12 protein-coding genes are annotated in these 18,211 nt (G+C 49.1%); 2 read left to right on the top strand and 10 right to left on the bottom strand.

The window, feature by feature from the left end:
* Position 1 precedes the first annotated feature (1 nt).
* Positions 2-1,303: a peptidoglycan DD-metalloendopeptidase family protein gene (locus BTA35_RS03280; protein ID WP_077242976.1), complete on the top strand. Its 1,302-nt coding sequence runs from the start codon at positions 2-4 to the stop codon at positions 1,301-1,303.
* On the opposite strand, the gene BTA35_RS03285 is transcribed toward BTA35_RS03280, so the two are convergent.
* Positions 1,265-2,176: a DMT family transporter gene (locus BTA35_RS03285; RefSeq protein WP_077242977.1), complete on the bottom strand. Its 912-nt coding sequence runs from the start codon at positions 2,174-2,176 to the stop codon at positions 1,265-1,267. The genes BTA35_RS03280 and BTA35_RS03285 overlap by 39 nt on opposite strands.
* Before the next feature lie 216 nt (positions 2,177-2,392).
* Here BTA35_RS03285 and BTA35_RS03290 point away from each other — a divergent pair, with 216 nt between their 5' ends.
* Positions 2,393-3,295 carry an AraC family transcriptional regulator gene (locus BTA35_RS03290; protein ID WP_077242978.1) on the top strand — a complete coding sequence of 301 codons (903 nt, stop codon included), beginning with the start codon at positions 2,393-2,395 and terminating at the stop codon, positions 3,293-3,295.
* A 46-nt stretch (positions 3,296-3,341) separates the two neighbouring features.
* Here BTA35_RS03290 and BTA35_RS03295 read toward each other — a convergent pair whose 3' ends face one another.
* From BTA35_RS03295 to smc, 9 genes are all read right to left on the bottom strand, one after another.
* Complete coding sequence (locus BTA35_RS03295; RefSeq protein ID WP_077242979.1) at positions 3,342-3,992, bottom strand: DUF3800 domain-containing protein; 651 nt, start codon at positions 3,990-3,992, stop codon at positions 3,342-3,344.
* 165 nt (positions 3,993-4,157) lie between these two features.
* On the bottom strand, positions 4,158-6,320 hold the full coding sequence (locus BTA35_RS03300; RefSeq protein WP_077242980.1) for a dihydrolipoyl dehydrogenase family protein: 2,163 nt from the start codon (positions 6,318-6,320) through the stop codon (positions 4,158-4,160).
* A 427-nt stretch (positions 6,321-6,747) separates the two neighbouring features.
* A complete protein-coding gene (locus tag BTA35_RS03305) occupies positions 6,748-7,791 on the bottom strand; it encodes a DNA cytosine methyltransferase (protein WP_202931158.1) in 1,044 nt (347 codons plus the stop codon).
* Positions 7,791-9,611 (bottom strand): AAA family ATPase, encoded by a 1,821-nt coding sequence (locus BTA35_RS03310; RefSeq protein WP_077242981.1) that lies wholly within the window; start codon positions 9,609-9,611, stop codon positions 7,791-7,793. The genes BTA35_RS03305 and BTA35_RS03310 overlap by 1 nt, the downstream gene beginning before the upstream one ends.
* 22 nt (positions 9,612-9,633) lie before the next feature.
* Entirely contained in the window at positions 9,634-9,876 is a 243-nt protein-coding gene (locus BTA35_RS03315; protein WP_202931159.1) for a YheU family protein, read from the bottom strand.
* Positions 9,877-9,948: 72 nt separating this feature from the next.
* Positions 9,949-10,596, bottom strand: a complete 648-nt coding sequence (locus tag BTA35_RS03320) for a transglycosylase SLT domain-containing protein (RefSeq protein WP_077243368.1) — start codon at positions 10,594-10,596, stop codon at positions 9,949-9,951.
* Between the two features lie 55 nt (positions 10,597-10,651).
* On the bottom strand, positions 10,652-12,724 hold the full coding sequence (gene ligA / locus BTA35_RS03325) for an NAD-dependent DNA ligase LigA (protein ID WP_077242982.1): 2,073 nt from the start codon (positions 12,722-12,724) through the stop codon (positions 10,652-10,654).
* 197 nt (positions 12,725-12,921) lie between these two features.
* A complete protein-coding gene (zipA, locus tag BTA35_RS03330) occupies positions 12,922-14,478 on the bottom strand; it encodes a cell division protein ZipA (protein WP_077242983.1) in 1,557 nt (518 codons plus the stop codon).
* 82 nt (positions 14,479-14,560) lie between these two features.
* Positions 14,561-18,088: a chromosome segregation protein SMC gene (gene smc / locus BTA35_RS03335; RefSeq protein ID WP_077242984.1), complete on the bottom strand. Its 3,528-nt coding sequence runs from the start codon at positions 18,086-18,088 to the stop codon at positions 14,561-14,563.
* Between the last annotated feature and the right edge of the window lie 123 nt (positions 18,089-18,211).

Raw genomic sequence — 18,211 nt, forward strand, 5'->3', positions numbered from 1 at the left:
TATGATCTTCAACAGAGTTCCGTTTTTTACATCACTGCATAAAGTTCTACTTGTCATCGTATGCCTTATGCTGGCACTGGCCGCCATAGCACCATCAGACCCAACAGCCATAACCCTGACCCCCGGTTTATCTGTGAGCACTGACAAAGCTGTCAACGAACCACTCAGCCCACCGGAAAATAAACCAGCTCTTCAGGACGAAACAAAAGCTCAATGGCTGGTGAAGCCCGGGGACAATCTAAGCTATATTTTTCAGCAAAACGGCATACCTGCGTCAGTGCTGCACAACGTTATGCAGGCAGACACCCAGTATCTGGATCTGGAAACGCTGCAACCAGGTGTTCGCCTTGGCCTGGACCTGACCGATGACGGCACCCTGGCCCAGCTAACACTCTATCGCGACCCCGCCCGAAAAATCACGTATACCCGACAAATTGACGGCACTTACCAGCATCAGGAACAGCAAGCGAAAACCTACTGGGTGTCAGAGGTTTACCGGGGAGATATCAAAGGTAGCTTTTATCTTTCTGCAAGAGGTGTCGGGCTGGAGCAATCTCAGATCGCTCTGATCAGCCAGCTATTAAGCTATCAGCTTAACTTCAGACGCGACCTTAGGGCGGGAGATCATTTTACAGCCGTTATCGGGCGGGAGATGACCGGCCAGGTTGAAACCGGCCAAACCCGAATAGAATCCGTATCCTTACAGCGCCGTCAACGCACCCATTACGTTTTCCAGTTTAAAGGCCACTACTATGATGAGAAAGGGGAAAGTATTACTCCGGCATTTCTACGCTGGCCAACCTCAAAAAGATACCGCATCAGCTCAGCCTTTAATAAAAATCGTCTGCACCCGATAACCAAACGCCGAGCACCGCACCATGGCGTTGATCTGGCAACCCCAACAGGGACACCGATTCTCAGTACAGGTGATGGTGTTGTAGCACGTATCGGCAATCACCCTTTCGCGGGTAAATATATCGATATTGACCATGGTGGCAGTTATAAAACCCGCTACCTGCACCTGAGCCGTATACAGGTAAAAAGAGGCTCACAGGTAAAAAGAGGTCAGCGAATTGCACTATCCGGTAATACCGGTCGCAGTACAGGCCCCCATCTTCATTTTGAACTGCATATTGATGGTCGCCCTGTTAACCCCGTGACCGCCAAAATACCAACAGCGGCCGCCATCAAGCCTCAGGATATGGCTGAATTCTCAGCACTACGTGAACAGAAAATGGCGGTTATGGAGCAAGCGGCCAGCATGTCAGAGCTGCAAACGGCGGAGAACAGCCGGGATTTTTGATCCCGGCCAACGGGCAAAGATCATGATATTGCCCAGCACCACCAACCCAAAGCCCACCCGTGAGAGCTCTGTCCACTGATAGCCTTCATAGAAGGTTGAAATGGTCAGGGCCACCGCCGGAAACATCACGGTACTGTAGGCCGCTTTATCCGCACCAATACGCCCAACCAGAATCAGATAGGCCGTGAAACCGATCACAGTACCGGGAATCGCCAGATACAATAACGAGCCGATATAGCGGGTGTCCCAACTGAAGGTCAAAGGCACACCCTGCAGCAAAATAATCACACTCATCATCAATACGCCGTAGAACATACTCCAGGCGTTAGTGGTTGTGGTTTTAAGTCCTTTTTTCTGGTGGCGAACCGATACCATATTGCCACTGGAAAAAAACCAGGTACCCAGTGCGGCAAGCCCCATACCCAACAGCACATCCGCATTAAAGCCTCCGTCTGTGATCTGTGGCCAAAATAGTGCCGCCACTCCCCCAAGCCCGAGGCAAGACCCCAACACCGTACGCAATGCAGGACGCAGGCCAAACCAAAGACGGTTGTTGATCACATTCATCACCGTAGCCATGGAGAAAATCACAGAGGCAAGGCCACTACTGATATAACCTGTGGCGGTATAGATACAGAAGAAGTTAAAACAGAACAGACAACAGCCCTGAATAAAACAGAACAGATGGTCGCTGCGTTCGATCTTCTGTAAACGGCGACTCAACAGCAGCACCGCAAACAGCACCAAGGCCGCCACTGAAAAGCGATAGAGAATCGAGGCCTGAACAGCCACCTCACCTAACTGGAGTTTGATCGCAATCCAGGTCGTTCCCCAGATCAGAACCGTCAGCAGATATAAGCCCGTGTTTACCATAAATGTTACCTGTCAGGTGCTTGCACCGGTTATTAAAGCATGAGTATCTGCGATATCCCTGCCGGAAGATTGCAGATTACTGCGCCTTTATCGGATTCTTGCGCTTTATTATCAAAACCGTAGGATTTCGCCTGACAAGTACGGTCTAAGGCTTGCCCGCCCATAAGGCCGCGAGTAGCATGTCCTGCCAGCAATCAGTATCCCCATAGGCTTTTTGTGTCCGAAAAAATCGATCCAGACACGCTTTCTCTCTCCCAGCCGGTATTCCAGTGCCTGTCCAATACTCAGGCCCGGTTGGAAAACCATACCGAGCTAGGCAATGGTTCCAGTGCCGCCATCTGGCGTCGGGAAGAAAGTGATCTTACCCGCTATCAGCATCCGGGCCACCACACACTGAGTTGTTATTTGGGTGGCGGCCATGCCATTCGCCGCATATTTGCCCACCATACGCAGGGCGGTGGTGGCCCCGGCCGTATCTGTCTGATGCCTGGGGATGGTGATTCTCACTGGGATGTAAATGGCCCGATCCACTTTATGCACCTCTATTTTTCCGAGCAGCAGCTAAAGGCGCTGGCGGGCAGGATTCAAGATAAAAGTAGTGATCATCTGCAGCTGCAGGATATGACCTTTATGGAAGACTGCTGGATCAGCAGCCTGTGCCAGCAGGTGATACGTCCGCTGAACTGGCAGGACAACGCCGACCGCATCGCCCTCAGTAGCGCTAGCGATATGCTGATGGTACATCTACTGAAAAACTATTGTGGGGATTACATCCGTCTGCCGGAAAGTAAGGGCGGGCTATCCCCTTACCTACAGCGACAACTTTTGGACTATATCGAACAGCACCTCGATCATCCGTTAACACTGCAGGAGTTAGCGGCTTTCGCGCAACTGAGCGAGTATCACTTTGCCCGTATGTTTAAGGTGAGCTTCGGGCAGGCTCCCCATCAGTACGTCACCGAACGACGGCTCAACCGCGCCGCCGATCTGATACGGGATAAAAGTCTGTCACTGGCAGAGATCGCCCTGCGGTGCGGCTTCTCCAGCCAAAGTCATTTTAGTCAGCGGTTTAAACAGTATTATCATGTGACACCGGCGCAATATCGGAAGGGGCATTGAAGGAAAGTGCTCACAAGGCAGATCCGGCGAGGATTTTCTGAACTGTTTAAAAAAAAAGTGTTTTATAGCTGATGTAGTGATGCAGTTCAGCCCACGGCTGAGAGTTACCGTCTTCGAAATGACCTTGGACAATCCCAGAGAGCATATCAGAAAACTGGACATTCAAATTTGATGCGCTGTCTTCAGGCTTAGTCGTCAATATGGTAGAAGTCTGTTGTTCAAACCAAAGCTGTGTTTGCAGATAGTCATGTAAGCTATTGCCGCTTTCTACTTTGACACTTCTCGGATCGGGCACAAACAAAACATCTTCGTGACGGGCCATTTCGTCCAGCAAAGAAAGGCTTATCATGTAGTTATACAGCTTATTCGCATCTCTGCGAATATAGGGCTGAACGTTTTCTTTTCGGACAGTGATAGAAATATATCGTATATCCTGAGGATGTTCTTCACGAAGAACAGCTGCTTTCTTTGCGAAAAAAATACGCTCCTCAACAGACATATCAGACCACTTTTTCTCTGAGTCTGATGGCCAGTTAAATTTCTTATAAAGTTTCTTAACAAGACGTTTAGGAAGATGTCTTTTTGAAGGAGATACGACCAAACTAGCAATTGTTATATATCTACTGGAGCCGCCTTTACGATAAGGAGCAGTGAACTTCCATCCCAGGTCGCCACTTTCATCCAGATAAATAATCATGCAACATCACTGTTATTTAGAGTAAAAAAAAGCGTGACCCCTAAGTCCGACGCCTTTACAAGACGCTTACGATACACAAATGTGCGTCGCGGATTCCCTAGGATTTACTCACGCCTCACAATTCTAGCGGTCTATACGCCACATGGCAAGTTTGCCCTCAGGAAATCACCCCCGCTTCCAGCGGTGATATTTCTCCACCCATGCCAGCAGTTTTTCTGGGGCGTGGGCTTTTTTCCACTCCCCTGCAGCAAACTTATTGGCTTCTGCCAAGGTCGGGTAGGTATGAATGGTGCCGAGAATTTTGCTCAGCCCTAAGCCATGCTTCATCGCTAACACATACTCGGCCAGCAGGTCTCCGGCGTGGGTGCCAACGATGGTCACCCCCAGGATTTTATCCTTACCGGGTACGGTGAGCACTTTAACAAAACCTTCGGTACTGCCATCAGCAATGGCCCGATCCAGATCATCCAGTCCGTAGCGGGTGACTTCGAAGGGAATATTTTTCTCCCGAGCTTCGGTTTCCGACAAACCAACCCGCGCCACTTCAGGGTCGATAAAGGTGGCCCAGGGAATCACAGAATAATCCGCTTTAAAGGACTTCCACTCCCCAAACAAAGCGTTAACAGCCGCGTACCACGCCTGATGGGCCGCGGTGTGGGTAAACTGAAACGGCCCAGCCACATCCCCTGCCGCGTAGATATTCGGGTACAGGGTTTCCAGATACTCATTGGTGACAACGGTGCGCTCGGTCTGAATCCCCAGATTCTCCAGCCCGTAACCGGTAAGACGGGCTGTTCGGCCTACGGCACAGATCAGGCGATCAAAGGCAATAATCTCCTCTTCGCCATCGGGATTCTTTACGATCAGCTGTTTTTCGCTCTGGTTTTCACCACCAAGCTGACAGCGAATCGCTTCGTAACCGGTCAGCAGATCGACGCCACTTTTACGCAGGGCATTAGCAGCCAGGACAGAAACCTCAGGGTCTTCACGCATCATAACGCGGTCATTACGCTCCACCTGAATCACGTTACTGCCTAAGCGAGCAAAACTTTGCGCCAGCTCACAGCCGATAGGGCCGCCACCCAGTAAGACCATGCGCGGTGGAATATCATCTTCTTTCGCCAACTCTTCCCATAGGGTATCACTGGTGAGATAGCCCACTTGATCCAGCCCTGGAATCTCCGGCACAAAGGGTTTGGCTCCGGCGGCAACCACAATACTACGGGCGGTTAACCTTTGACTGCTGCCATCATTCAGCTGAATTTCTACCGTCCACGGATCGATAATTTTGCCGTAACCCTGTAAAACCTCTACCCCCAGACTGGTATAACGCTCAACACTATCGTGGGGCTCAATGGCCGCGATCACATCATGGATACGCTGCATCACCTTTTTAAAACTGAATTGAGGCTCTGCGCCTTCTAAGCCGTATTGATCCCCATGGCGCATCTGTTCAGCCACTTTGGCGCTTTTGATCAGAGCTTTACTGGGTACACAGCCGTAGTTCAGGCAATCCCCCCCCATCTTATTGGCTTCGACCAGGGTTACCTTGGCTTTCACCGCTGCGGCGATATAAGCACTGACCAACCCTGCTGCACCACCACCGATCACAATTAAGTTACGGTCAAATTTAGCCGGTTTTTGAAAGCCTTTGTAAACCCGACGCTTTTTCACTGCAGCGACTATTTTCTTAGCAATCAAAGGGAAAACACCAAGCAGCGCAAAGGAGAGCAGGATTTCAGGGGAAACAATACCGGACAGAGAGTCCAACTGACCCAGCTGCGTACCTGCATTCACATAAATCAACGTACCTGGCAACATACCCAGCTGGCTGACCCAGTAATAAGTACGGGTTTTGATCGGCGTTAACCCCATCAAAAGATTGATCAGAAAAAACGGAAACACCGGCACCAAACGCAGGGTAAAGAGGTAAAAGGCTCCCTCTTGCTCTACTCCCTGATTAAAGGCTTTTAACCGATCACCAAAGCGCGCTTGCACACTGTCACGCAGAACAAAGCGCGCCACCAGAAAGGCCAGCGTAGCTCCGATGGTTGACGCGAAGCTCACCAGAATCAAGCCTTCAGCCAGCCCATAAACAGCGCCAATCGCCAGAGTCATAATCGTTGCACCGGGCAGCGAAAGCGCCGTTGCCGCCACATAGATCACAAAGAATACAGCCACCGTAATAACGGGGCTTTGGCTCTGCCAAAGGGCCAGTTGTTCCTGACTATTCTTCAGACTGTCCAGTGTCAGATACTGGTTCAGATCAAAGGTAAAAAAAGCGGCAATCACCGCAGCGATAGTACCCAGTAAGACTAATTTTTTCATAGGTCTATTTATATCCTTGTCATTGTCTGAATCCGATACGTCACCCGCAAGCAGACGGTGATGCAAAATTGCTTTCGTGTATCGATATACGCACCAGTCCATGAATAGGATTCAACCTTAATTAGGTTTCTTAGTTTGATATCTGCACTGTGGAAATCACGACAATGGGGAGCCCCAGACGTAGCTTTATTACTACTGATCCAAGTGGAGAAATTGACTCTTTAGGTAAGAAAAAGGAGTGCTCATCATTAGTAGCACGATAGAGGTCCTGCCACTACTGGCCATGGTCTATAGAGGTACCATGCTAACAGCTTAACTGTCTCGCTGAGATGCCGTTGTGAATAAGAGCCTCAAGCCCCACCCACCCTAATATTGGGTATCCAACTATCGGGGGAAAGGCATTTCATGATCTGAAGGCATTGTTTACTTACCTTGCCTCAAGAACTTTGAAAAAACTCTGGGCTATTGTCTGAGCCATCAAAGGAGGAACAGCGTTACCTACTTGCTTGGCTCGGTCTGCCAAGCTTCCGCAAAACCTATACGAGCGAGGGAAAGTCTGCAAACACGCAGCTTCACGAAGTGACAGCGCTCTATCTTGCTCTGGATGACCAAAACGTCCATTCGAAAGGCTAATACAGCGAGTTGTCAAGCCACTTGCAGGGCGCTTCCAATGGAGGCGGCCATACACATCCGTATGACCTTTATGCTTCTTGTGACAATCGAGAAGCAAATGTTCAGGCCAAGAGTCCCGACTACCACCCTCAGGCGTCGACCTAATCCGCTCAAGATTTAAAGCTGACAGTTTAGCCGCTTGATGATCAGGATCAGACTTGCAAACCTCCCCTGCAGCTATTTCAGGTAAATCTTTGATCCACTCTTCAACTGTTGAATATGGTTGCCCAGCCTCTGGGCCATGAGTAAATTCAGGGAAAGAAATTGAACCCAGTCGTGACGCAAGTAGAACCAGGCGCTCCCTTTTTTGAGGGACACCAAAACTTCTTGCTGGGACAATATTGAAATCGAAAGAGTATCCAGACTTGTGGAGCATTTGAGTAAAGCTCTCAAATGCTCCACCCATGCCTACTTTCTGAATTCCGGGAACATTCTCGATCATCACAAACTCGGGTAGCCAGTACTCGATAAAACGAGAAAACTCACTAAGAAGGTTTCGTCTAGGATCTTCTGCAGACTTATTACCATTCTGTTTTGAGAATGGCTGACAGGGGGCACACCCACAAAACAACAGAGGACTTTGCTTTCTATCCTGAGCCTCTATTAATGGGGACAAAATTGAAGATTCAGTCACACAAATATCACGAGCAACACTCTCCACTTCTGGAAAGTTAACTTGATATGTCTCAATTGCCACAGGGTCATTATCTAAGGCAAACACAATGTCCATTCCAGCATTGCGTAACCCAAGACTTGTCCCGCCACAACCTGAGAAAAAGTCAAAAACTCGTATACTCACTACTGTTTACCTAAAAAGTTATCTATCGCTTCAGTTATCGGTTCAAAATGAACATTGTCTAACTTAGCTAAGTACATTTTCTGAGTACTAAAAATTTCACTCGAACTTACATCTTCAAAGTCTTCTTTGCCTAATAAATGCTGAGTCAACTGCCTAAATTTGGCTTTTGCATCTGGGTCAGGGGAAATTCCCGTCCCTTCAAATGGGTCTTCTTTCAGGTTTTCAAGGATAAATTGTTCCGGCGTACCGTTGCCGGGCAAAAAGGACATGTATTCTAAGAAAAATTTACAAAACTGCCTCTTATATTTTGTTAGATTTTTTTCAATATCAGGATCATTGCCCCCATCCTTAGGAAACTTGATCTGCTGCCCATTAGACAAATCCTGAATAACTTGGTCGAGCTGATTATCAGGAATATCCTGCATTTTGCTCTGACATATATTAGTTCTCGATCCTTCATCTCCGTCCAAAATGAAAAGTGATTTGCACCCATTTGAAAGCGCTTCAGGAAGTACGAATGACTGCCGAAGATCACCAGCACCACCCGGCATAAAAACAACCTCAAACAACTTAAATGTGGCTTCTCCCTTCAAACGGAGTGCTCTAAGCACAAATTCAGCAGCAAGAGCATCTTCGACAAAAATGCGATATTTAGCGTCCGAAGAGCTGCCTAAATGAAAAAAAGCTTCCTCTGGATGGGTTTCTCTCAACGACCTGACTTTTCCTGTTTCATTATCGTTAAACAGAGTTTTAATTGCTTTTTTCGGCAACCCTTTGACAATAAATGGAGAGTGCGTGCCCACCACAATCTGGTGCTTATTTTTTCGGATTTCATCTATTAAAAAGGCAACTAGACGTGTCTGTGCACCCGGATGAAGGGATACCTCAGGTTCATCCAAAATAATCAACGACATTTGTGGGGCTGAAAGTATTTTTTGTACAAGCATTACAACAGCAAACTCACCACTTCCTGCGAAGGCCTCACTATATTGCAGAGCATTTGATTGGAGAATTACAGAGCTGCCATCCATCCCAAAAAAACAATGTTCCACGAGCCGAATAGAAACATAGTCTCTTCCAAGTATTTCAGAAATCACTGCACACTTAGCAGGAGACAACTCTTCATTTTTGCTAACTTGCTCCTTCTTTCCACGATAAAGAGTTTTCGACTGTAAGTTTTGATCAACCACTTTCTTGAGGAAAACTGACTTTTTCCTGATGAAGTCCTGCTTTGACTTAAAGCTGATCCGGCGACCTAGCTCCCCATGATAAAAAAACTTGTCATACGAGCTGATTTCACTCCTAAAATCCAAAAAAACTACATTCTTAACCATCAGTTCCCAACGGGTTTTACTTCTCCCAATGAGATTATCCTCATCTTCGACAGGAGGCATGGCCTCCATGCCATCAGAAATCCGTGGTCGATCAGGCTCCCAATAGTCTGGGTTTATTTCTTTAGAGTTTGGATAGGCCCTTCTAGCTCTCTTTTTAATAACTTCAACATCTCTTTTCGCATCTCCCTGAAAATATCCATAGATATATCGAGGCTGATTTTCCCCTTCACCTGAAATGGGATCCAGATCTGTCGAGAACCAAAAGCTCCCTAAACTGTAATCTTTTGGGCAACCCTGTATCGCTCTGAGAACAGAACTCTTGTTAGTTCCATTCTGGCCAACAATAACTGTTAACGGAAAATCAAAATCTATTCTTGTCCCTGCCTCTAGGTTCTTAAAACATGGGAACCGAATGTAGTTGATATATGGCTCTAACTTTTTGCTTTTCTTCAACTGCTCCAAGGCAGTAATATCCTTTGCCTGCATGCAAAATCCTTATCAATATTAATTACAGATCAGCTTCCTGAACCCGCTTGCGGTATTCCGGCTTGGTAAGAATCGTCACCGACTCAGTTACAGGATCAAATACAATGGTCAGCTCGCCTTTAACCAGCTGCTGACGCACCTGCTGTACCCAGTCTTCAAGACCCACATCAACCTCTGTGGTGTCGTAGCCCTGACGGGTGACAAAATCTTCCAGCAATCCCTGCAGCGCATCCGGTGAAATATCCCGATAGGGAACATCGATCATAAGGTCTCTCTTTTTCGGTTGTCTCTTTCAGGAGCAGGCGTTTATCCGGTGCTTGTCCGGTTTTGCCTGAAATCAGAACACCCACCAGCTAGCTCCACGATCAAGGGTTGACCGGCAACTCTCCAGTTGTTTGTGGTACTCGATTGCACGGTTAGCAACTTTGGTAGAGACATCTTTCAGCCAGGATTTACTCTGCCATTTTTTTTCAGCGTAACCACCATGCCCCTCATGGTAAGCAATGTACATATAGTAGGTATTATTACGCTCAATTCCGTTTCTTAAATACCCCTGATAGTTGTACCAGCCAATAAAGTCCACTGCGTCATGGAAGCGGCCACGACTGGCACGCCGATTACCGGTTTTGTCCTGATATTCCTTCCAGGTGGAATCCAAAGCCTGAGTGTAGCCATAGGATGAGGACTTGCGGGGTCCGGGTATAATTCCCAAAAAGGCGGTTCGTTCCGGTTGAGCATCCGGTTTAAAGGAAGATTCCTGGTGGATAAAAGCGAGCAAAATGGGTACAGCTGTTCCCCACTTTTCTTCCGATTGTTTAGCAGAAATATACCAATCGGGGTACTGACGAAAGATCTCGCAGGCATTGTCCGGCTTTTGCGGCGGAGCAACAGCACACCCTGCCAGTATAAAGGTGATCAACCCCAACAGTGACAGACGTAGTATGCCGCCTTTCCCCTTAACCTGATGTTTACATCCTTTAATCATCTCACTCACAATATCTTATCCATTTCAGTCTTTATCTGCCTAATACCGGTTTGCGTTACAATTTGCCATGCTCATGCAGCAATGCCAGCAAACCCTCTTCATCGGTGATATCAATACCCAACTCCTGTGCCTTAGTGAGCTTAGATCCAGCGGCTTCACCGGCAATGACCAGCTGGGTTTTTTTAGAAACACTGCCGGACACCTTGGCACCAAGTGCTTCCAAAGCAGCTTTAGCATCATTACGTTTCAGCTGATTCAGGGTGCCTGTCAGTACCAGTGTTTGCCCCGCTAGAGGTAGCTCTTCCGCTGATGGCTGCGCTTCAATCTCAGGCCATTCAATACCTTCAGCTAACAGAGCATCCAGCATTTCCAAATTGTGTGCTTGACGGAAGAAAGTAACAATATGATGCGCAACGATGGGGCCTACATCCGGCACTTCCAGCAGTTGCTCTTCGGTGGCGTTACGGATCACGGCCAGGTCACAAAAGTGTTGCGCCAGCTGCTTCGCGGTCACCTCACCCACTTCACGAATACCTAATGCATAAATAAAACGGGGGAGGGTCGTATGCTTTGCCTGCTGAAGTGCATCCAGCAAATTTTGTGCAGACTTAGGCCCCATTCGCTCCAAGGCCGCAACATCATCCACATTCAGGTGAAAAAGATCGGTCAGGCTGCTGACCAGCCCTTTATCAACCAGAGCTTCTACCAGCTTATCACCCAAGCCATCCACATCCAGTGCCTTTCGGGAGGCAAAGTGCTTAATGCCCTCTTTCCGCTGAGCGGCACACACCAGACCGCCGGAACAGCGAACCACCGCTTCTCCCTCAGCCCGTTCTGTTTCCGAGCCGCAAACAGGACATGTCGCAGGAAAAATAATATCCTTCAGATCATGATTCCCTTCACGGCGCTCCAAAACAACAGAAACAATCTGAGGAATGACATCACCGGCACGGCGGACAATAACTGTATCGCCGATCTTAACCCCAAGACGGGCTACTTCATCTGCATTATGCAGGGTTGCATTGGAGACGGTTACACCACCAACATAAACCGGCTCAAGACGGGCCACCGGCGTTATAGCACCAGTGCGCCCCACCTGAAATTCAACATCACGCAGTTTTGTGATCTCTTCCTGTGCAGGGAATTTATAAGCAATTGCCCAGCGTGGCGCACGAGAGACAAAACCCAATGCCGACTGTATCTCCATACGATTGGTTTTGAAAACGATACCGTCGATTTCAAAGGCCAGCTGATCGCGGCGTAACCCAAGATCGCGATAATAATCCAGACAGCCCTGCACACCTGTCACTACTTTTAACTCTGGGTTCAGCCGGAAACCGAGGCCGCTCAGTTTTTGCAGCACATCACTATGGCGCTCAGGCATAAAACCATCGCTGACTTCGCCCACACTGTATGCACAAAACTCCAGAGGACGTTTGGCCGTGATGCGGCTGTCCAGTTGACGCAGGCTTCCGGCGGCTGCATTACGTGGGTTCACAAAGACTTTTTCATCCGCTTCAGCCGCTGCTTTGTTTAGCTTTTCAAAGCCCGCTTTCGGCATATAAACTTCGCCACGAACCTCCAGTACGTCCGGTAGCCCACCTTCAATATCTGCGTCCTTAAGGCGCAGAGGCACTGAGCCAATCGTTTTTACATTCTGGGTAATATCTTCACCTGTGCTGCCGTCACCACGGGTGGCAGCCTGAACCAGAAGCCCTCGCTCGTAGCGAATACTTAGCGCGATACCATCCAGTTTAGGCTCACAGGCGTATTCAATCTCATCCTCAGTTTTCAGACGCTCTTTAACCCTTTGATTAAAGCGCCTGAACTCTTCATCGTCAAAGGCGTTATCCAGAGAGAGCATCGGCACCCGGTGCGTGACCTGAGTAAAAGCGGGCAGAGGTGCGGCTCCTACTCTCTGGCTTGGAGAGTCCGGTGACTGAAGTTCAGGATAACGAGCTTCCAGCTCCTGAAGCTGGCGCATCAGGCGATCGTACTCCGCATCAGGAATACTCGGATCATCCTCCACATAATAACGATAGTTATGGTCGTTAAGTTGCTGGCGCAGACTCTCAATCTGCTGTTCAGAGGATAGTGATTCAGAAGAGGAGCCGGACAATAGAGGCATAACAATCTCGATACAGGGTTTAAAAAATGATCATTGGTATGAGTCGTATCAGAGGTACAAACCAAAAGCAGCAAAACCACCCTCATCGGTGGTTTTGAAACCGGTTGCAGCCACAAGCTGCAACCCAGGTTAGTTGAACCTTAAGGCCATTAAGAAAGAGCTTTCCCCACTCATTCTCTCAGGCCGCTATCACAACGTCAGCGCATACGCGCCAACTGCTTACGGCGCTCAAACTCCTGAATCCGCTGCTTGTAGTGTTCGATAGTCTGCGGTGTCATCACACTACGGTTTTCATCCCTTAGCTCACCACTCATGTGCCGCACAATGACTTTTGCGGTTTCCAGCATCATAGTAAAGCACTCCTGGCTGTTACCAGGGGCCGGTAAGCCCATTACAAAAGAAACGCTCGGAATATAGAGATCATCAAGCTGATCAATATCAAAAACACCTGGCTCCACAGAGCTAAGCATCGAGAACTGAATCTGAGGGCCATCTTCTGTTTTAACAAAACGATGGAATACCCCCATGGCACCTATCTGCATACCGCACTGCATGACGATATGTAAAAGAGCAGCGCCATGGAAACCACGCTCATCCTTACATTTAACATGCATCATCAATAGCTCATCAGCATCCGCAATCTGACCACGCTCTTCGTCAGCACTCAACAGGAACTTACGATTAGCCGACGCACTCTTCTTGCCACTGCCCGGCTCTGCGGGTTGCTCATCAGCAACAGGAGCTTGCTGTGCATTGGCCTGCTCCTGCTTTCGCTTAAGGACATCGGCTTTATGGGCCATTTCCTGCTGCTGTCGATACTGTCGTTCAGCCAAACTCATCTCATCTGCAACCGGTGCCCGCTGCTTCATTCGTTCTAGTGGCCGAGGTCCTGTATGCTTGCCCTGAATACGACGTACTGCTGCCTTAACAGGGTCAGACTCTTCCAGAGCTGCAGCCTCTACTTCAGCTTCTTCCCGTTTCTGCTGTTCCAGCTTGTGCTCTTCTTCCAGGCGGCGGGCTTTAGCAGCCGCAAAGCGCTTCTCTAAAGGCTCAAGAGGCTCCAGATCGCTCAGGTCATCATCAACCGGATCAAATGCCGTTATATGCAGATTATTGTCATCAGATACTGAATCTTCTGTTGATTCGGATTCAAATGAGGCAGCAGGCTCAGCTTCGGCCGGAGAGGCCTCTGCATCAGAGATATTATCTGCCGATGAATAATCTAACTCGGAGTCAGCGGTTGACTCAGGGGTATAAAGAGACGTATCAGGCACATCACTGATATCTGCCAGATCAGACTCCGGAGAAAAATCCGGCTCTTGGTAAATATCTGCTTCTTCATCTTCTGAGGCTTGCAAATAAGTCTCAGCAGCATCAGAGTCGGAAGAGTAGTCATTATCTTCAGCGAAATGCTCCGCCTCAGGCGTTTGTTCATCAAAGAATGGAGTCGAGTCCTGATCATAGGTCTCGTCATGCAATGAGATATCTGAATCAGTGTCAGACTCTGTTTCAATCTCAACTTCGTGGCGCAGGACGGGAATCGGGTCATCATCAAAAACTTCAACATCATGACTCTTTACCACCCGAGCACCACCCGAAGGCAGCTCCCTGCGCAACTGCTCTTGCCGGGCGCGCTCTTCTTCATCGACATTCTCACCTTGAGCATCAGCTTTGCGCATACGCCGGATACCATCGGCTATAATCAGCAACAAAATCAGACCACCCAAAACCATCAGCCACTCACGTAAGCCCATGCAGTTAAAACCCTGTGTAAAATAGTTAATTATTGACTCAGATTCATTGACTTTAGCTATTTTACGCTACAAAAGAGAACATTTATACGTCTACAAGCGCTGTTGCTTCATCAATATCAACGGCCACAATTCGGGATACCCCAGGCTCCTGCATTGTTACGCCCATTAAATGGTCTGCCATCTCCATAGCGATTTTATTGTGACTGATATAGATAAACTGAAGATGCTCTGACATCTCTTTCACAATATTGGCATATCGACCAACATTGGCATCATCTAAAGGTGCATCCACTTCATCCAACATACAGAAGGGGGCGGGGTTGAGCTGAAAAATAGAAAAAACCAACGCAATGGCCGTCAGGGCTTTTTCACCACCAGAGAGCAGATGAATCGTACTGTTTTTCTTTCCCGGTGGGCGCGCCATGATCGAAACCCCGGTTTCCAACAGGTCATCCCCGGTGAGTGCCAGCCAGGCACTACCACCACCAAACACTTTCGGGAAAAGCCGCTGTAGCCAACTATTAACCTCATCAAAGGTTTGCTTGAAACGTTGGCGGGTTTCTTTATCGATCTTACGGATCGCACTTTCTAGCATGCCCAGCGCCTGGGTCAGCTCATCATGTTGCGCATCCAGATACTGCTTACGCTCCAGCTGTGTTTCATACTCTTCGATTGCCGCTAGGTTAATTGCCCCCAGACGTTTAATTTTCTCACTCACCTGGTTCTGTCGCTCCTGCCAGTGATTGGCCGTCGCATCTTCCGGTAAACCACTGAGCAGGTCATCCAGGTCTCCACCGATCTCATCCAGTTGCTCATTAATACCTTCACGCTGAACTGACAGAGCTTGCTGCTGCATGCGCATTTTTTCCAGCTCGGTTCTCGCTCGCTCAAGATCGCGCTCATGCTCGGCCCGGCTTTTTTCCAATTGACGCATGGCATCATTCAGCTGATGTGCTTTTTCACGCACACTTATCAGCTTCTGCTCTTCTTCTGCTTTACGGTCAATCAGCTCATCAAGGAGTAATTCACTACCTTCCTTCGGTTCCTGCGCTTCTTCAAGAGTCATCAGCAACTCTTCACGCTTTTCTCTCAAACGCTCCAGCTGCTGCTCTATTCGCTCAACACCTTTTTCCGCCAGTTGTTTTTGACCCGATAACTCCTGCCGACGAAGTGCTAATTGATGTAACTTATCCCGTTCAAGACGTGCTGACTGACGTTTTTGCTCATAAACTTCTTTTGTCTGGCTACGGTCTGCCTGTAAGTGCTCACGTTCTTCGGAGAATGCTTCAACTTGCTCCAGTGCCAGCTGCCAGTTCTCCCGGGCTTCTTCCAGAAGATTTTGTTCTTCTTCTTCACGGGCCCGGATCTGCGCCAACTCTTCATTCAGGTGCCGTTGACGTTCCTTAAACTGCTCCTGTTTCAATTGGCGGGTACGGATCTGACCATCCCATTCACTTTTCTGCCGCTGAACTGACATACGCTGATCCGCCAACTGACCCGCACGGTTTTCCAGCTCCTGCTGTCGGCTCTTCAGCTGACTCAGTGTTTCGTCCAGCTCTGCCAGACGCTCACGACCGACCTCCAGATCCTGTTCCAACTGTTCAATGTCACGGGCACGATTGAGCACACCGGCAGCCTCGGTATTACCCTTGTGGTAACGCAGCCAGCCATGACCAAGCCAGACACCTTCCGCTGTAATTACCGAATACCCCAGTGGTAACCGGGCCAACCGCCCTACACCTTCCTCCACGGATTCAACAATAATCACCTGTAGCAGACGCTCCGGCAGCTGCCCCTGGCCTATCGATACCTGGGCGGCAAGGGTTTCACTTTCACTGACATTACCGGTCAGCTGGGGCTGTGGATAATCCGATGCGATAAAAGTGAAATCCGCTTTGTCACGCTCAGGCAGCCCCTTGGCCAGTTCCGGCAGTTGTAGCTGCTTGCAGGTTAAGCCCTGCAGCTGAGCTTCCAGTACGGTTTCCACTGCCTGCGCCCAGCGGGGGGCGACCTCAAGATGTTCTGCAAGCTTCGGGGCTTCAGATAAGCCATGACGGGCCAACCAACTCTGTTGGGCGGGATCATCCTCAGCTAAAGCAGCATCCTGCAGAGCCTGTAGTGATGACAGACGACCTGAACTAACCTGCAGCTGTTCCTGGAGGTTTTCACGCTCTTTCTGACGCTCCGCCAGCTGTTCACGACAGGTCTGCAAGGATTCTTTCTGGGATTCGGCGTCCTCCTCCAGAGATTCCAACTGAAGTTCAAACTCCAGTGCAGTTTCCTGCATCAGTTCCAGTTCTTCATCATTCTCTTCCGGTGCTTCCAGACCATTAAGCTGATCATGAACACGGGCATGTCGCTGTTTCAGGTCGTTCAGGGAGCGCTCGTGCTGCTGAATATTGGATTGTGCCAACTCCGCATCACGACGGTACTGCTGGTCTTTCTGGTTGAAGCTGTCCCAGCGGTGCTGCCACTGCTGGACGTTCTCTTCCGCTTCTTCCAGAGCCATCTCCAGAGCTTCACTGGCTTCCTGCTGCATCTCAAACTCAGGCTCCAGCTCTTCCAGCAGCAGCACAACATCCTGCAAGCGTTCTTTATCCTGCTGCTGCTCCTGATGGTTTTCCTGAATCTGCCGATCCACATCCAGGAGATCTGCATGTAGCTGCTGCCCACGCTGTTTCTGATGCGTCATCTGCTGTTCAAGACGGGAGATCTGGTTGCCCAGCTCATAGAAGCTGGCCTGAAACTGCTCCAGCTGTTCATTAGCTTCCTGGTGCTGCTGGCGACTCTCTTCGATCTCGCTTTCCGCTCGGCGCAGGGCAAAGAGATGTTTCTCGGAGCGGATCTCAAGATCGCTGATCACAGCAGCATATTGGCGAACCTGAACATCGAGGTCACGCCAACGAATCGCTCGTAACTGTCCTTTTAAGCGACGCTCCTGAGCTTTCAGCTCACGGTATCGATGGGCGGCTTCAGCCTGGCGTTGCAAGCGCTGTAACTGACGTTCCAGCTCGTCACGAATATCCTGCAGACGCTCCAGATTATCGTGGGTACGGCGCATCCGGTTTTCTGTTTCCCGGCGACGCTCTTTATACTTTGAGATACCGGCAGCTTCTTCGATGGTGTTACGCAGTTCCTCCGGTTTCGCCTCAATAAGACGGGAGATCATGCCTTGTTCAATAATGGCATAACTTCGGGAACCGAGACCGGTACCAAGGAAAATTTCGGTAATATCTTTACGGCGGCATTTGGTGCCGTTCAAGTAATAGCTGGACTGTCCCTCACGGGTCACCTGGCGCTTGAGAGCGATCTCAGCATATTGGCCGTACTGACCTTTCAGAGTACCATCGCTGTTATCAAACACCAGTTCGATAGAGGCCTGTCCCACAGGCTTACGGGCGGTGGAGCCGTTGAAGATCACATCGGTCATTGACTCACCACGCAAGTGTTTGGCGGAGCTCTCCCCCATCACCCAGCGTACGGCATCAATAATATTGGATTTACCACAGCCGTTAGGACCAACGACGCAGGTCATATTTTTAGTGAAAGGTACTGTGGTGGGGTCGACAAAGGATTTAAATCCTGCCAGTCGAATACATTTTAGCCGCATAACCTTCCGTTGCCCGAGACCTTATAACATCTTCTTCTGAATACAAAACAGGGCTAAAAAGCCCTGCTTTGTATCATGCTATTTTCTACTGTCCGACAGCTCTCTCTATGGCAGAGCTAATCA

The sequence above is a fragment of the Oceanospirillum linum genome, from assembly GCF_001995095.2.
Taxonomy (GTDB): Bacteria; Pseudomonadota; Gammaproteobacteria; order Pseudomonadales; family Halomonadaceae; genus Oceanospirillum; species Oceanospirillum linum.

What these genes read in the sequence shown, in the direction of transcription:
- BTA35_RS03280 (WP_077242976.1), top strand. Translation starts at nt 2, where the DNA reads ATGATCTTCAACAGAGTTCCGTTTTTTACATCACTGCATAAAGTTCTA.
- BTA35_RS03285 (WP_077242977.1), bottom strand. Translation starts at nt 2,176, where the DNA reads ATGGTAAACACGGGCTTATATCTGCTGACGGTTCTGATCTGGGGAACG.
- BTA35_RS03295 (WP_077242979.1), bottom strand. Translation starts at nt 3,992, where the DNA reads ATGATTATTTATCTGGATGAAAGTGGCGACCTGGGATGGAAGTTCACT.
- BTA35_RS03300 (WP_077242980.1), bottom strand. Translation starts at nt 6,320, where the DNA reads ATGAAAAAATTAGTCTTACTGGGTACTATCGCTGCGGTGATTGCCGCT.
- BTA35_RS03310 (WP_077242981.1), bottom strand. Translation starts at nt 9,611, where the DNA reads ATGCAGGCAAAGGATATTACTGCCTTGGAGCAGTTGAAGAAAAGCAAA.
- BTA35_RS03315 (WP_202931159.1), bottom strand. Translation starts at nt 9,876, where the DNA reads ATGATCGATGTTCCCTATCGGGATATTTCACCGGATGCGCTGCAGGGA.
- BTA35_RS03320 (WP_077243368.1), bottom strand. Translation starts at nt 10,596, where the DNA reads ATGATTAAAGGATGTAAACATCAGGTTAAGGGGAAAGGCGGCATACTA.
- ligA (WP_077242982.1), bottom strand. Translation starts at nt 12,724, where the DNA reads ATGCCTCTATTGTCCGGCTCCTCTTCTGAATCACTATCCTCTGAACAG.
- zipA (WP_077242983.1), bottom strand. Translation starts at nt 14,478, where the DNA reads ATGGGCTTACGTGAGTGGCTGATGGTTTTGGGTGGTCTGATTTTGTTG.
- smc (WP_077242984.1), bottom strand. Translation starts at nt 18,088, where the DNA reads ATGCGGCTAAAATGTATTCGACTGGCAGGATTTAAATCCTTTGTCGAC.